This is a genomic window from Streptomyces luomodiensis (assembly GCF_031679605.1).
Classification (GTDB): domain Bacteria; phylum Actinomycetota; class Actinomycetes; order Streptomycetales; family Streptomycetaceae; genus Streptomyces; species Streptomyces luomodiensis.
In genome coordinates, this window is the sequence record NZ_CP117522.1 from 6,591,559 (window position 1) to 6,606,876 (window position 15,318).

At 68.6% G+C, this 15,318-nt stretch carries 8 protein-coding genes and 1 pseudogene; 3 read left to right on the forward strand and 6 right to left on the reverse strand.

The features are described from left to right. Window positions 1-48 precede the first annotated feature (48 nt). Window positions 49-1,272: a serine/threonine-protein kinase gene (locus tag PS467_RS27845; protein WP_311037539.1), complete on the reverse strand. Its 1,224-nt coding sequence runs from the start codon at window positions 1,270-1,272 to the stop codon at window positions 49-51. 875 nt (window positions 1,273-2,147) lie between these two features. Here PS467_RS27845 and PS467_RS27850 point away from each other — a divergent pair. From PS467_RS27850 to PS467_RS27860, 3 genes are all read left to right on the forward strand, one after another. Next, the gene (locus PS467_RS27850) at window positions 2,148-3,371 is read left to right on the forward strand and encodes an AAA family ATPase (RefSeq protein ID WP_311037540.1); all 1,224 of its coding nucleotides are present in this window, start codon (window positions 2,148-2,150) and stop codon (window positions 3,369-3,371) included. 74 nt (window positions 3,372-3,445) lie between these two features. Next, window positions 3,446-4,030 (forward strand): hypothetical protein, encoded by a 585-nt coding sequence (locus tag PS467_RS27855; RefSeq protein WP_311037541.1) that lies wholly within the window; start codon window positions 3,446-3,448, stop codon window positions 4,028-4,030. 635 nt (window positions 4,031-4,665) lie between these two features. After that, window positions 4,666-5,478, forward strand: coding sequence for a hypothetical protein (locus PS467_RS27860; protein WP_311040118.1), 813 nt, complete (start codon window positions 4,666-4,668; stop codon window positions 5,476-5,478). A 124-nt stretch (window positions 5,479-5,602) separates the two neighbouring features. Here PS467_RS27860 and PS467_RS27865 read toward each other — a convergent pair. From PS467_RS27865 to PS467_RS27885, 5 genes and pseudogenes are all read right to left on the reverse strand, one after another. Continuing rightward, a pseudogene (locus PS467_RS27865) lies at window positions 5,603-5,851 on the reverse strand (AAA domain-containing protein); the annotation flags it as partial. A 652-nt stretch (window positions 5,852-6,503) separates the two neighbouring features. After that, on the reverse strand, window positions 6,504-7,778 hold the full coding sequence (locus PS467_RS27870) for a TIGR02679 family protein (protein ID WP_311037542.1): 1,275 nt from the start codon (window positions 7,776-7,778) through the stop codon (window positions 6,504-6,506). Beyond that, the gene (locus PS467_RS27875) at window positions 7,775-12,031 is read right to left on the reverse strand and encodes a TIGR02680 family protein (protein ID WP_311037543.1); all 4,257 of its coding nucleotides are present in this window, start codon (window positions 12,029-12,031) and stop codon (window positions 7,775-7,777) included. The genes PS467_RS27870 and PS467_RS27875 overlap by 4 nt, the downstream gene beginning before the upstream one ends. Further along, a complete protein-coding gene (locus tag PS467_RS27880) occupies window positions 12,028-13,353 on the reverse strand; it encodes a TIGR02678 family protein (RefSeq protein ID WP_311037544.1) in 1,326 nt (441 codons plus the stop codon). Before PS467_RS27880 ends, PS467_RS27875 begins: the two co-directional genes overlap by 4 nt. After that, window positions 13,350-14,978, reverse strand: a complete 1,629-nt coding sequence (locus tag PS467_RS27885; RefSeq protein ID WP_311037545.1) for a TIGR02677 family protein — start codon at window positions 14,976-14,978, stop codon at window positions 13,350-13,352. Before PS467_RS27885 ends, PS467_RS27880 begins: the two co-directional genes overlap by 4 nt. Window positions 14,979-15,318 lie beyond the last annotated feature (340 nt).

Sequence of the window (15,318 nt, forward strand, 5' to 3'; positions counted from 1 at the left end):
GGCCCTTCAAGGGCCCGTCAAGTATCGCCGGTCTGTCGGGCGTATGGGTCAGAAGGGCGTACTGGCGGCGTATGCCTCGCGCAGCCGCTGCGCGGTGATACGGGCCTGAGCGCTGTGCCGCAGCGAGCGCCGCCCGGTGGCGCCGCGGTCCTTGGAGCGGGCGGTGGGCGACGGCGCGGCGGTCCGTGGGGGCACCGCGGGAGTGTCCGCGGGGTCCGCGGACGTGCGGCCGGGGGCGGCGGGCGGCGGTACCAGCGGCTGCTGGGAGGGCGGAGTGGATACCGGCTGCTGCCGGTCGGGAGGGGTGTCAACCGTGACGGTGACCGCCTCTGCGGAAGCTGCCGAGGATCTGCCGGGCCGGGGGACGGCGAGCAGCTCGTCCAGGAAATGCGTGGGGGCGGCCGTATAGCTGGTGAGCCGGCGCCGCGCCTGGGCAACCTTCACCCCCTGCGCTTCGATCAGCGCCCGGCACTGCCGCACTACCTCGTCGAGCGGCGGCCGATCCTGCGCCTGGTGGGCCAGCATCGCCGTCAGCAGCGGGACCAGCTCCTCCGGCACCCCCGACAGATCGGGAGCGATCGTGGGGCGCACGACCTGGTGGAACAGGACGTGGATGTTGTCGGCCCGATACGGGAGGTGGCCCGAGACGGCGAACAGCAGGACGGCCCCCAGCGCGTACACGTCGACTTTGGGCGTCAGCGGCTTCTCACCGTTCGCCTGCTCGGGCGGCATGCAGGAAGGGGTGCCGACGACGGTATTCGGCGCGGTCAGTGACACGCTCGACTCGGCGAACACCGCGAGCCCGAAGTCGATGATCTTCGGACCGTTGGGGCCCAGCAGCACATTGGCGGGCTTGAGGTCCCGATGCAGCAGCTTCTGCTTGTGGACGGTGGCCAGCGCCTCGGCGAGCGTCGCCCCCAGGGAAGCGGTGAGCAGGGCGGGCAGCGGACCGTGGCTGCCCACATGCTTGCTCAGGTCCAGTCCCTCGACGTACTCGGTGGCCAGCCACGGCGGATCCGCCTCCGGGTCCGCGTCCAGCAACGCGGCCACCCGCGCCCCTCCCACCGTCTTGAGGATCTCCACCTCCTGCGCAAACCTCTGCCGCGTCTCGGAGTCCACAACAGACGGCTTGATCACCTTCACCGCGGCCGGCTCCCCACCCGGCGACTCGCCCAGATACACCTGACCCATACCCCCGTGCCCGATCCGCCCGAGCAGCTCGTACCCACCCAGCTCGGCGGGGTCCTCGGGGCTGAGGGGCGTGATGGGCACGTGGGGCCTCTCCTTCGGGACGGGGTGTGGTGGGAGCGGTGCTCATCGTCACGCTAGACCACCTCGCGGAGATTCGGCACGGCTACTTGCCGGAAGCGGAACCAGCTGCTCGCCGCCGGATCATTTTGAGGGACGCGATGTCCCCCTGAACCGCGTCCTCGGCTCGCCAAAACCCCCAGCCGTCCGTGGAGAGTGTGGATTGCGGGGCAGTGGGATCCACGTCACCACTCACTTGGAACTTCCGCTTTGGAGAGGCACGCAGCGCCGCCGGCTTCCGCTGGTTCTGGCAAGCCCTCGCCGCCGCGGAACAGATGCGGCTGGCAACGAACCCTGAAAGGTGAACCAGCTCTTGACATCGCCGCCCTTTGGGTGGAGTCGAGCCCTTCATGGAACCGGGCGGGCGGGCCACGGTGTGCCTCGCCCCACTCAGATCTTGATGATGGTGAGGGACTCGACGAAGGCGCCGGGTTGCGCTGTGAACTGGCGTGCGAGGGGGCGGATGCGAAGGTGACGTGTGCCGTCCCCTGGCGACACCGTCGTTCACGTCCTTCCCCCGGCGAACCAGTCGGCCTTCGACGTTTCGCAGAGGCGGGTGCCCGTGTCAGTTGCACCGTCTACGCTGCACTACTGGCTGTTGCTGTTGGGGAGATCGCTACAGCCGTTCCCTGCTGCGCAGACCATGTGTGACAACAGCTGCGAAGGAGGTTGCTCGGCCGTGCTGCCTGCGGACCAATACTGCGGACCGCCCCTGGGCGATGCGCTGGCACTGCGGAGCTCTGCTCAAATTGGGACGGTCCAAGAGCGCATCAGGCTCGACGCTGTCCACTCAGGACATGTACGCCACCCGGCGATCAGCTACCCGATAGGTTCGTCCCATGCCCGGCCGCCTTCTGGAACTACACGTCGAAAACTTCCGAAGCCTTCGCGACGTGACCATCCCACTCGGTCCGCTCACCGTCCTGGTGGGCCCCAACGGAGTGGGAAAGTCGAACGTACTGAAGGTATTCGACTTCCTTGCCGCAATCATCCGTACTGACCTCCAGCCTGCACTCGACGAGCGCGGTGGCTTCGACGAGGTGGCTTTCTGGGGTGGGGACAAACCGCCGACATCCATGGTGATCCGCCTCAAAGCGGACTGGACGACGCATGCGAGTATCAAAGCTCCGGACGAGTACTCGCTGACCATTCGCAGGCGTTCCATGCCTGGTAGCCGAGACTCCTACACCTTGTCACGCCAGGAGAGTTTCCAGTTCAAGCGGACACGGGGTCGAGGCCGTCGCATCACCATTTCTGGGGACGAAGCCCGCGTTGTAGACGACAAAGCCGGTCGCGAGTCGGATGGGGGTAGCTTCGGTATCCAGCGGTTGAGTAGCGGTCTGTCCACCCTGCCCCGATTGGGGCGTTCGGACGGCGGGGAAGAGGTTGCGAGAGTAGCAAACCGTTTGTCATCTTTCAGGGTTTTCGATGTGAACGTTACCGCTGCTCGACAGCCGACGCGTGCCCGCTCGATCAAGGCTGATCGCTTGGAGTCCCATGCTGAGAACCTGGCGGCGTTTCTCATCCAACTCAGTACGGATGAGGAGCGCTGGGAGCTGTTGACGCGAGACGCCCGCCGTATCCTTCCGCAACTGGATGCCATCGAATTCGAGCAGGTCGGGGGCTATGCGGATCGACTTGCTGTGGTGCTTCATGAACACGGCCTGCGTCGGACCACTCCGCTCGCTGATGCCTCGTTCGGAACAGTGCGTCTTCTCGGGCTACTGGCCATGCTTTACGATCCCCGGCCTCCGGCGCTGACGTGTGTAGAAGAGATCGACCACGGTCTGCATCCGCAAGCTCTTGAGCTCATTGTGGAGCGAATGAGGGAAGCGTCAGAACGAACACAATTCATCGTGGCGACCCACTCGCCAGCGCTCGTCGACCGATTGGAGCCGCACGAGTTCATCGTGTGTGATCGTGACGAAGGCGGTGCGTCCATCATTCCCGCCCTGACAACCGATCAGGTCCGGGCGATCGTCGCAGAGACAGGCGATCAGCCGCTTGGTGAGCTCTGGTTCTCCGGCGTTCTGGGTGGCGACTTAACGGAGGACGAACTGTGAGTCGCCGGCGGATACCCAAGTCCCTGAGTCGGGGTGTGGTTGTGCTTGCAGGCGAAAGTGCGAATGATCGCCGCATGCTGGCCGCGTTCATAAAGGCCGCCCACCCTGCGCTTGCGGCTACCGTCACGCTTACCGAGATAACCGACCCCGTGCGGTTGCGGAAGAAGTCGGGTGCCGAGCTGGCAACGGCAGCGGGCACCTTAGTGAGCAAGGCGCGCGGCAAAGCCCGGTTGAAGGCCAGCGAGTTCGTGGGCATCGCTGTTCACGAGGACATGGACGCCTGCCCTGGACCCGCCTATGACTCTGCACGGAAGTCCGTATCGAATGCGCTGGCGAAGGCGGCCGGTGCTTCCTCCTCTGTCTACGCGCTTGCTGCCGCAGAGTCCGAAGCGTGGCTCCTCCTCTTTCCGGAGGCATTTACGCTCTATCGATCCTCGTGGAAAATCCCGGCGACGTGGCAGGGGAAGGACAGCGGGCGTCGGCAGACTCCCAAGGAGGACCTCGAGGGCCTTCTCACCAGTCCACGCTTCAGGGAGAGCGATGGGCCTGAGATCGTATCCAGGGCTTTGACGCACGGACTGCTCGTGGAGCCCAAGGGGTCGAATCGCTCCTACCAGGAGTTCGTCGCAGACATCTCCGGCTGGAAGGTTCCCGGCTAGTCGAGTCGTTGGCCGTGCAAGGGCAGTTACCGGCGTACAGGTTGAACACCTCTCACCGTCGTGGGCGGGGCCAGCAGGAGCTACAGATGAACTCGCGCAGGTCGGTGCGGACCTGGCCGACGCCCACCTCGAAGCGTGGGGCGGCCGAGTCCGCTTGGTCGCCCCCGGGTGAGAATCGCTGCCGGCGTGGATAGCGCTGCTGGCCAGCGCGCGGACGGACCATTGGCAACGTGCCGTTCCCCGAGCGGCCCGAAGCGTCTCCGATGCAAGGCCATGCTCAACTCGCCCGTATACACGAGGGATTGGCTCGGTGAGGAGTATGACTGGAAGACTATGGTGGCTAGTATGATTAGCTGATCTACGCTTATGATCACTGCGTGTGTGCGGCTGACCTCATCCAGGGCGTGGCGGGCTCCGTGCCGGGCGTCGACTTCGGAGCGCGAGTGCTCGTGTGTCCGGCATACGGAAGCAAGGAGTCGCGTAGACATTGGCACGACACACTTGAGCGGGAAGTGTCCTTTCATGGCGTGGAGTTGACGAGACATCTGTTGCCTCGACAACTTGAGCAGCTCAGTCGCCTTCATCCCGCAGGTGTGGCCCGCTTCTGGGGTGCCACATCGACTCATGACAAGGCCATGTCCAGCGTTCGTACAGGCGACGTGGCTCTGTTCACTGGGGCGAAGAAAGTACTTGCTGTAGGAGAAGTCGGCGTCATCTTCGTCAACCGCGAGGTGGCCGATACGCTCTGGCCGCCATCGCCCGGAGGCAAGAGTTGGCATACCGTCTACAGCCTGCGGGACTTCGTCCCAGCTGAGGTTCCATACGAGGAACTAGCTGAACTGATCGGATATTCAAAAAACTATGGATTTCCAGGACAGTTGGTGCTCGAAGGTGACAAAGCGCGTGCTGTCATTGAGGGATTGCGCATAACCACCAGGACGCTGTTGGAGCAACTCGGCGTCGAGAATCCGCCTGCCCGTGATCCGCTCCCGGTTCAGCGGACCGAATTGGAACAGCAGCACACGCCGGTCGTCAGCTACGAGCGTGCGGCGGCGACGACCCTCTACAGGCGTGAGGAACAACCGTTGGTCACGGAGTTCTGCGCCACGCTCACCGTCGCAGCTGGGCGCTTCCGCTCTCCAGCCGGCCTCTGTGACATCTACATACAGGGACCTGACAGCGTGGAGGTGATCGAAGCCAAGAGCCGCATCGAGCACGCGTACGTGCGTGAAGCCCTTTCCCAGTTGCTGGACTACGCCCCGCACAGTCCGCGTCCTGCGGACCGGCTTGCGGTTCTGCTCCCTGATCCGCCCGCCGAGCGGGAACTTCAGTTGCTGCACCGGTATGGGGTCGATTGCATTCACCGGGTGTCTCCCGGCGTCTTTCGGAGAGTTCCGGCTCCCGACGACAGGCGGCAGCTGATGAAAAGACTGTGGACGGAGAGCTGAGTCCATCAGCCGCGCCGGTGAACCCGGCCATGAGTGCGGTGAGAGCGACACCGACTGAGACGATGTGACGAGAAGCTCCACAACCGGCAGGAATTCCGCCATTCATCGGCAGCACTGACGATGGCGGAGGCCTCCGCGGGTGCCGGTCCAGCAGGTCGAGGATGCGGGCGCGGGCCACCATGATGCAGGCGAAGCGGTGTCGGGACAGCAGGACGCACATGCGGCTCGTCTCCAGGTGGAGGGCGGAGGCGTCCTGGCGGCCGGACAGCGGGTGCTAGACGAGGGTGACGTCGAACTCGCGGCCCTGGAGGCGGTTGGCGGTGTTCACGGTGATGCTGGTCAGGTGGCGGCCGGTGAGACGGGAGCGGACCGCGTCCGTGCAGCGGGCCGGAACCGTGGGCCAGGCTGGCGTACGACAGCACACCTTGCTCGCCCAGGGGTGCTGGCGTTTCCGGGAGCCGCCGGGAGACGGGGCCGGACGGGGGACTTCACCTCCGTGCCGACCGCGAGACCGACGCGGGTATCGGCGCGGAGGGTGATCGTCGGACGCCGCACCTGGGAGCTGGGACGGTCGCCGGGGAGGAAGTGGTCCTCGTCCCTGGCCGTCACCGTGGCCGTGAACGTGCGAAGTGCTTGTCCCGCAGGCAGGAGGTCGCCAGCCGCCAGATCGAAGTTCCGTTGGTGGAGCGCAGGGGCCTTCCCTGTTTCGGGGTGCTGACCTGCGGAAACGGCCCAAGATCCCTGCCACGAATACGCCACGATCGCTGACAAACAGTGGCCCAGTGCTGCATCCGGCTGCGCATACGACGAGACCCCGCACCCAGCGTCCTGGCTGGTGCCGGGGTCTTTCGGCACCTCGTGCGAAGTGCCCCCGGCGAAGGACCCGGTACATGGGGATGTACCGAACCCTCGATGGGCGGTGAGCTGGTGATCCAGACCGCCGGGTGGTCTCGGCGGGTGTCGAAGGGGCTTGGGGAGCGGGCCGGCTTCCCAGGTGGCTCCCAGCGCCCAGCATGGCGCCGCCGCTACCTCTGACGTGACAGGTCGTCCACCAGAAGGTCGAGAGTGGCCTCCTCATGGAGTGCGACGCCGAGGGCCGTCATGGCAGGGGCGAGATCCGAGTCCCAGTCCGCGCTGACCGGCCGGCCGTCGAGCGCCAGTTGAGGGATGCCCTCAGCCTGGCTGCGAGCGACCAGGTGCTCGTAATCCGCGGTGCCCATGCGCCACGGCACGGCGTCGTAGCGGCGGATGACCCGGTTGGCCAGAACGATCCCTGGCCAGTCGAAGTCGCCGTGGTAGGCGAAGCGACAGCCTGTGGCGGCGAGGGCGTCAAGAAGCGTGACGACCACTGTGGCGGCGCTGCCGGACGTGCACACGAGGGGGCGGACGCAGGCCGCGTCTGCCGCGGCTTCCACCACGCGCGGATTCTCACAGATGTGGATGAGCGTTCCGGCAGGGAGACGCAGCCGCAGGGAGTGCAGGTCGCGCGGCGTCAGGTGCGTTTCAGCGTGATGCTTGGCCCGCTCCCGCAGGGCACACTCCCGCCAGCCTTCGCCGGCGGGGCGCAGCCCGTAGGTCAGCACTGTGCTGGAGACCTCGTCCGGTGTGACGGACACCAGCCGCCACAGAGCGCGTCGGCCGGCCGCGTCGTCGGGGAGCTCGGTGCCATGGGCGAGGGCGACACCGCGTTGGACGAGGCGTGCGAGCCAAGTGCCGTCGTCCAGGCCGTGCGCTGAGCCGGTCGTCATGGCGGCGAGTTCTCCTCGGCCGAGGGCGTTGCCGCTACGTTCAGGACCGAGGAGAACGGTGAGGACTTGGACCGCCTGCTGGAATGTCCGGATCGCCGCATCGGGCGTCACTCCCCTTGGAATCCCGGCCCGGCGCAACAGGTCGTACCACCGTCTGGGCCATTCCTGGCCGGCGAGCGGGGAGGCGTCCAGGGACGACGCGAGGGACGACCACACCTGATCCCGCCGTGCCGTCGCGTCCGCGCGGGCGGCACGGCGGTCGGTGAGGGGCGGGCCGAGTTCCTCCAGGGTGTCCCTGAGACCGAGTCCGGCGGCCGAGGCGCGCAGCCGTGCGTCGAGCACGTCGAGCCGTACGGTCACGGCGGCACTGGTGAGGGGTTTGCCCAGGAGGAGGGACAGGTCGTTGCGTTCCTGGGTGTTCAGCGCGGCCAGCCGGAGCGAACCGGTGGCTTGTACACCGTTGCTCTCCAGGCGTTTGCGTATGCCCTCCCAGAGCCGGGTGAGTCCCGGTCCCGTCAGCCAGTCGCGCGTCGCGGGGGGCAGCCCGCTCATACGGACACCAGACGCCGGTGCCGACCGTTCCAGGTGTAGTGCAGGGTGGCCACCCCGCGCATATGGGGGTCGCGGAGGCATTCGTAGATGTGCAGGGATGGCACCTCGGGCCAGTTGCCCATGAGCCGTTCGCTGGTGAGGACGAAGTCGAGATCGAGGTCGACGAGGATACGACCCAGTCGGCCATGGGTCGGCTCGTCGACCTTGGCGAAGGCGTCGTCCAGGAGGATCAGGCGTGGCGCGTGCGGTGTCGACTCGGCGAGGCTCGTGAAGTGGGCGGCGGCCGCGGCGAAGAGCACGAGGTAGGAGAGGACCCGCTGTTCGCCCTGGCTGAGTCCGGTCCGGCCGGTCAGCTTCCTACGGCGGCCAGGGGCGGCGTCCTCAACCACGAAGGTGTGGAAACGGAACCAGTCGCGGTAGTCCAGGGCAGTCCGCAGATGGGCGGCGTAACCGGCTGACGGGTCGGTGCGTCGGGCGTCCTCGATCCGGCGTTGCAGTACTTCGCGGAGCTGCTCGGTCTCCTCGCGCGTCCGGAGGCTCGACGGACTGCGCAGCAGGTCCACGGCTGCCCGGACGTCCGCGTCCACGTCCTCGTCCAGCTTCCACAGCAGCTCGACACCGAGACCGTGGGAGGTGCGCACGGTCCGCAGGGTGTCGTTGAGAGCCGCGACCAGGTTCGCCGCGGTGATGACCTGTGCCGAGAGGTGGTCGCCGAGTTCGCCGGTCAGGAACCGCTGGAACACCTCACGCTCGCGTTCGGTGAGCCGTCCCCGGGCCTCCGCAGCCTGGACCGCGATCCGCTCGCCGACGGCCGCGACGTCATGGGACCCGTGGTCGTCGACCAGTCGGCAGACCTTGATCCCGTCGCGTTCCTCCAGCTGCGCGTCGAACCCGCCGGCCAGTTGGTCGCGCAGATCGGTGTGCCGGTTGAGCAGGGTGCTGTCCGATACCTCGCCCTTCGGACGGCCGAGTGCCTGCTCCACGGCCCCGGCGAGGGCCCGCAGCGCGCGCAGACGGCTGCGGACGTCCACGCTGGGATTGTCCGACACGTACTCGGGCAGCGAGGACCGGTCAAGGCCGGCGCCGAGCACCACCTCCGGTCGGCCGAGTGCACGGCGAAGAGCGCTGCCGGTGTCGATGACCGCCGTCTCCTGGTCCGCCAGGGTCCCGCGCAGCCGCTTCTCGTCCTCTTCCGCGCGTATGCGCAGGTCGTGGAGGTCATCGCGGGCTCGCTGCGCCCCAGGCAGGGCGCGGACGGCGCTAGCGATGCGCTGCTTGGTTTCCTGCTCGCGGGTGAGGATTTCCTCCTCGGACGACCCGATGGCCTCCTCGCGGGTCCGCAGGTCCTGCTCAGCGGTGCGCAGTCCGGTGAGGTGGACCCGGTAGCTCTCCTCCGCGGCCAGGCGATCCTCTCGGGCACGTTCGTACCGTTCGGCGTCCGTCTGATTCGCGCCGAGCCGCTCGCCCGTGCCGCCGACCGCCCTGCGTAGCTGCCCGACACCGCTGAGCAGGGCAGCCAGTGCGGTGCGTACGCGGTCCAAGGCATCGGGGTCGCTGGGCAGGTCGTGAGCGGTCGCGGTGGCGTCCGCCTCGGCACGCGCCGATACCGCGAGAGCACGGGCTTCCTCGGCCTGCCGTGCCGCCCGGGTCGCCTTTGTGGTCAGGTCACGTAGGGTCCTCTCGGCTGATTCGGTCCTGTTCCATGCGGTCGCGAGATTTTGCGCCCGGGGGAAGTCCCGTTCCGCGAGTGTGAGAGCCCGGCGCATGGCATCGGTTACGGCGAGTTCCTCGCGGACGTCGGCCAGCCGCTGTTGCGTCTGCGTGATCCGCTGCTCCAGCTCGGCGAGGATGCGCCGCCGGGTCTCGGCGCGTACGGCGGCCCCCACGTACTCGGTGCCGCCCTTGTCGTGACGGCCGCTGAGCACGCCCAGACGCCAACTGCCGTCGTGGTACACCGCGTTGTGTGCGGAGTTCTGCGCTGCCGGTGTGAGCGCGATCGAGGCCAGCAGACGCTCGACGCGCGCGGACGTCACGCCGCACCCCGGTTCAGGGGCTGGGCGCAGGGCCGAGGCGAGAGTCGGTCCGTCCGACAGCACGGGACTGGGTTGGAGGAGGGTGTCCCGGGTGCGGGGGTCGAGAAGGACGCCGTCCGCGCTTACCCACGCGTCCAGGATTCCGCTCGCTTCCAGCGCCCCTTCGAGACCGGCCCGGTCGGCCGGTGCCAGGTCGTCCGCGAAGTCCACGAGGCGGTAGAAGGGGGCTCCGCTGCCCGGCGTCCTCTCGGCGACGCGATGGTGCGGGGCCGACGGCTCAGGGTCGGTACGTTGCTCCCAGTCCCGCTTCCGCTCCGTCAGGCGGTCGAGTTCCTCATCGAGTCGGCCGACGCTGAGCGCCAGTGCGTCCCGGCGTCCGGTGAGTTCCTCGCCGTACGGTTCGAGTGCGGCCTGAGCGGTTCGCCACGCCTGGCTGTCGATGTCGGGTGGCAGCGTGCGGTCCGCGAACGGCGCCTCGGCGGAGGTCTCGTGGCCGACCGTGGAATGGACGGTGTCCAGCGGCGGGCAGTCGGGCCCCAACGCGGCCCGCGTGTGCGCCGCCCACTCAGCGACGCGGCGGGCATAGGTGCCGCTCTCCTCGGCGACCTTCTGGCAGCTGACGTCGCGACGGCCGGCGGCCTCTTCCGCCTCGCCCTCCAGCCGTTCCCGCTCGGCATCGGCCTGAGCCGCTCCGGCGCGGGCCGCGTCGGCCCGTGAGATGAGGCGGGTCACTTCCTGGACCATCCGGGCCCGGTTTTTCGCGACCGTCTCGGCATCCTCCAGCTGGTTCTGCCAGGACCGCAGTCCTTCCTGTGTGGTGGCCGTGTCTGCCCGGGCCGCCGACTGGTGCCGTACGGTGCGCGTCTCCCCGTCCGGAGTCGTCAGCTCCGTCTCGGTGGCCGGGGCGAGGACCGTGCGTGACAGGGCCACCGTCTCGCCGAGATGGCCGGTGGGAAGCCCAGCCTTCTCCGCGTGTGTCAGCAACTCCCGGTGTTCTGTGCCAAGTTCGGCCAGCCGACTCCCGAGATGGTCGACCCCTTCGGCCAGCCGTTCCGCCGTGCTCTCCTCCGTGTCGTGGGCGTTGCGCAGGGTGGTGAACGCGGCCACGGCGGCGGTGCGCAGCGCCTCCACCGTGCCGCGGCGCTCCGACAGTTCGCGCAGGCTGCGGTAGGCGTGACTGGCGTGCAGGGCGGCCAGGTCGGTCCGGGCGGCCTGTTCCTCGTCGCGCAGGGTCTCCAACCGGCCCTTTGACTCGTGCTCCTGCGTCCGCAGGTCGCTCGTCCGCTGTGCGGCGTCTCCGGCCGCCCGGCGCCGCTGTGCGAGGACGCCCAGCTCGTGGCTCACTCGCTGCGCGGAGGCGCGCAGGACGCCGGCCAGGTAGCCGCGGTAACTGGTGAGGAACGTGCGCAGTGCTGTGTCGGTGCGTTCCAGGCGGCCGAGTTCGTCTCGTACGGCGTCGAGGTCGTGGAGGTTGCGTGCCACCTGCTCGACCACGTCCTCGTCGAGCCCCGGCAGGGTCTCGCTGAGCAGGGAGGCCAGGCCCCCGTGCTCGATGCGGTCCCCGACCGTGGGGCGCCGCAGCCGGTGGAGGAGCTGGGTGAGGTTGCGGTAGCGCGTCGCGTCGGTGATGCCGAACAGGTCCCGGGCCACTCGGGAGCGGTGCCTGACCGCCCGCTCGGTCGTGTTGTCGGAGCCGACAATCTCCTTGAGCCGGTCGACCGGCAGCGGCTTTCCGCTCTCGACCAGGTGCAGGTCCTCACCGACCCGCAGGGAGGTGACGAAGAACGTCGGCAGCGCCTTCTGCGTCGACTTCGAGGCACGGATGGCGACACCGAGCGTCAGAAAACGGTGGCTGCCGTCGTCGGTCGTGCCCCGGAACTCCACCCACAGGTACCCGAGACGGTTGGTCTGCTCGAACCCGTCCAGCATCAGCCAGGCGAGAGTGGTGCGGCCGGTGCCGGTCGCGTCCAGTGCCCGGGAGTCGCCGTCCAGAAGATACGGGAGCAGCATCTCCAGGGCCTTGGACTTGCCCGCGCCGTTCTTGCCGCGCAGGAGCAGCCGTCCATCGCCGAAGGAGAACTCCTGAGTGTCGTACTGCCAGACGTTCTGGATGCCCGCCCGGTGCAGCCGGAAACGGGTGCCGGTGGTCGTCGCGGGGGCGGCGGTTGTCGCGGGGCCGGAACGCGGCAGCGGAACGAGGCCACGCGCGTCGGTGGTCATAGCGGTAACTCCTCTTGCACGTCGGTTCCTTGGCGCGCTGTCGCAGCGGGGCGCACGGTCACGAGGGTGGCGTAGCGCGCCGCCGCGGCCAGCAGCACCCAGCCGTCGCCGCCGGGCCGTGCGCCATGGACATCGGTCACCGTGCGTCCTTCCGACACTTCTTCGACGTACCCCTCCGGCAGCCCTTCGCCCTCGGCGCGCAGCCGCCCGGCGCGGGCCATCAGCCGCATGCGGACCAGCATGTCCAGCACGGCCTCCCGCAGGGCGGGGAGGTCCTCCAGGTAGCCGCGCTGCCAGTTGCTGCGCTGCCCGTACTCGGCGATGAGCCCGGCGAGCACCTCGTCCACCAGGCCGTCCGGGACAGCCACCCCGATGACGAGCGTTCCGCCGGTCGCCGGATGCCCCGGTTCCTGGGGCCGAAGCCGCTCCACGAGCCGTTCCACCAGCAGTAGCGCGGCCTGTGCGACGGTCCCGGTGCCCGGCAGGTGCAGATCCGTCAGCTCCTCCTCGGGGTCCACCAGCGCTACGCCTTCGGCGCGGATCTCCATCTCCAGGCCCAGGAGTTCGGAGAAAGCCTGGCCTTCCCGGCGCTGCCGGGTGCGCAGCCAGTCGCGCTCGGCGTCGGTCAGCTCGTCGAGGTGGACGACAGGTGTCTCGACAAGCATTCGGCGTACATAGGTACGCGGCCCGCTGAACCCCGGGTCCGCTGCCCGTCGGACCAGGTCGGCGCCGTCCCGAGCCTGTGCGAGCGGGCCGGCGACGACCACGCGCGCCAGCTCCCGGTCCACCGTGATCAGGGCCTCCCCGCCCGCCTCCTGCGCGATCGCGGCCACCTGGCCCTCGGTCTCGATGAGGACGCCCCACTCGACGAGCTGGCGCAGAGCCGCTACCAGGGTTCGCTTCCCGGCCGCCCGGCCCGTCTCCTCCAGCTCGATCCCCGCGTCGGCGGCAGCCGCCCTGATGTCGGTGACCAGGTGCGACAGCAGCATCTGCTCGGGCGCGGTCACCAGCACGGAGAGGGCCAGCGCGAGGCAGGCGTACGTGTGCGGGGTGAAGGGCGTGCCGGTGGAGCGCTCCAGCCGGTGTCCCGATCCCGCCCCCAGCCCCGCCTTGAACAGCCGGGCGAAGGAGCTGTCGACCAGCAGGCGGTAGCCGAGCACCTGCTGGAACCGTTTGCCCAGCCAGTCGGCGTGCCTGCGGATCAGAGGGAAGAGGTCGGCATGCGGGCCGTCGGCCGCGACTAGGGGATGGGCGAGCAGCAGCCGGGCGGCGGTTCGACGCTCGGCTGCTAGGGCTACGTCGTGAGTGGAGGGAAGGGTCATGACACGCTCACCTCCGCCTCCGCTTCACCGTCGGCCGCCGCCGAGATACGACCGATTTTCAACTCCAAATCGTCCAGCAGCAGGTCGCCGTCTGCCGAGTCCAGCACCGTCCGGGTGCCCTCCGTCCGGCGCACGGTGAGCCGGATACCCAGTTCAGCGTCCTCGCTGCTCGCCGAGTCCAGGTCGAACCCCGCTGTCCCCTCCCCGTCCGCGCCGGTGCGCCTCCTGAGCTGAGCGTTTCCTAGTGCCGTCGCCAGCAGCTCCAGGAGCAGCCCGAGCGCAGCCGAGGTGAGTCGCACGACGGCGAACCGACCCGATGCGCTGCGCAGTTCGTCCGCTGCCGCTGCCCTGGCCGTCGCCCGTTGACGGGCGGCCTCCCGCAGCCGCTCCTTCTGCGCGGAGTGGTCCTCCACCGCGGAGGCCCGGCCCCGCTGGGCACGGCTGCCCCTCTCCCGCAGGGCCACCGGCACTTCGACCACCGGACCGGTCCACCAGCTCGTGTAGGCGGGCACCACCTCGTCGGTGGCCGGGGGTATGCCCAGATGGCGGGCGCCGTACAGTCCGAAGGCGGCGACGGCTATGTCGTGTGCGTCCTGCGGTGCCGCTTCGTCGAACCAGCGGGCCAGCCGCAGCAGATCCTTGCGCCGGGACATCTCCCCGGTGGCCGACCGCAGCATCCGCTTGGCGTTGGCGAGCAGCGACTGCAACGCTCGCAGGGTGGCGTCCCGCAACTGCTCGACCTGGCTGCCCTGACCGTCGGTGTCTCTGAACCAGCCGCGCAGGCCCTCCCAGTCCGCGAGCTCGCGTCCCCGGCTGCGCTGCACCCGGACCTCCAGGCGGCCTTCGCCCTGCGCCGACAGCCCGGTGAGCCCCTGGGCGTGGGCGTCCAGCCGGTCCAGCAGAGCCGGGATGTGCGGCCACAGGGTGTCCAGCGCCGCCGAGATGCGGGGCGCGCGGAACGCCACGTCCTCGGTGATCGCCTCGACGTAGTCCAGGAGCAGTTCCTTGAAGCCCTGGTACTCGGCGCTGTCCAGGTCGTAGCGGGACAGCACCTGGCCGAGGTAGGCGTAGAAGTCGCGTATGGAGTCCGCGAACTCGCTGAACTGCACGAACAGCGTGCTGATCCGCTCCAGCCCGTTCTGCGGCTCGATGCCGCCCGGCGTGGTCACGAGGTCGGCCAGCTCCCGCAGGCCGCGCTCGACCAGGCCCAGCAGTTCGTTGCTCACCTCGCGGGCGGCGTCGGCCTCGGCCAGGACCCCGTCGGCGTCCCGCTGGATGCGTTCGCCTAGTTTCGACAGCTGGTAGCGCGAGCGGGAACGCTGGTACTCGCTGATGCTGGACGCCTTCACGGTGTGGCTGCTGCGCAGCAGGTTTCCCCAGGTCACCAACTGTTCCAGCCGGACCGTGAGAGTGTCGGCGTCGAGCCCCGCGGCGGAACCACCGCTCTGGCGTAGCTTCGCCATGATGTCCGGGACGGCCAGATCCGCCAGCAGCGTTCCGCAGAAGACCCGCATGATCGCGACATGCTCCAGCCGCTCGGGCGCGCTGAGGTAGGTATACGCATTCAGCCGCCGCCGCGCCTCCTCGTCGCAGTCCTGACCTGCACCGGATGCTGATGCTCCCATGCCCGTGAGGTTACGCCGCGTATACGGGCGCCGCCGGTGGGTGGCCGAAAATGCCACGGACGTGTGCCGGCCCGTAGCGTTTCCTGTAGCGACTCCTGCGAGCGCGTTGAACACCCGCCGGGAAGACCTCGGCGAGTGGGAGCACCTCTCCTCGTACAAACTCGTCGCGGACCCGGACACCATCCATCTGGCCGAGCCCGACCGCGCTGCGAGCACGTCGACAGCTATGGCAGCAGCGAGCCCCGGCAGGGCATCGCTTGAAACTGCTGCTCGACGAGAACGTGCCCCGCCCCATGGCTGAGATCGTGCGCATCAGCACGGCTGCCTGGTGGGCCTGGAG

What these genes read in the sequence shown, in the direction of transcription:
- PS467_RS27875 (WP_311037543.1), bottom strand. Translation starts at nt 12,031, where the DNA reads ATGACCACCGACGCGCGTGGCCTCGTTCCGCTGCCGCGTTCCGGCCCC.
- PS467_RS27870 (WP_311037542.1), bottom strand. Translation starts at nt 7,778, where the DNA reads ATGAGCGGGCTGCCCCCCGCGACGCGCGACTGGCTGACGGGACCGGGA.
- PS467_RS27860 (WP_311040118.1), top strand. Translation starts at nt 4,666, where the DNA reads ATGTCCAGCGTTCGTACAGGCGACGTGGCTCTGTTCACTGGGGCGAAG.
- PS467_RS27885 (WP_311037545.1), bottom strand. Translation starts at nt 14,978, where the DNA reads ATGGGAGCATCAGCATCCGGTGCAGGTCAGGACTGCGACGAGGAGGCG.
- PS467_RS27880 (WP_311037544.1), bottom strand. Translation starts at nt 13,353, where the DNA reads ATGACCCTTCCCTCCACTCACGACGTAGCCCTAGCAGCCGAGCGTCGA.
- PS467_RS27850 (WP_311037540.1), top strand. Translation starts at nt 2,148, where the DNA reads ATGCCCGGCCGCCTTCTGGAACTACACGTCGAAAACTTCCGAAGCCTT.
- PS467_RS27855 (WP_311037541.1), top strand. Translation starts at nt 3,446, where the DNA reads ATGCTGGCCGCGTTCATAAAGGCCGCCCACCCTGCGCTTGCGGCTACC.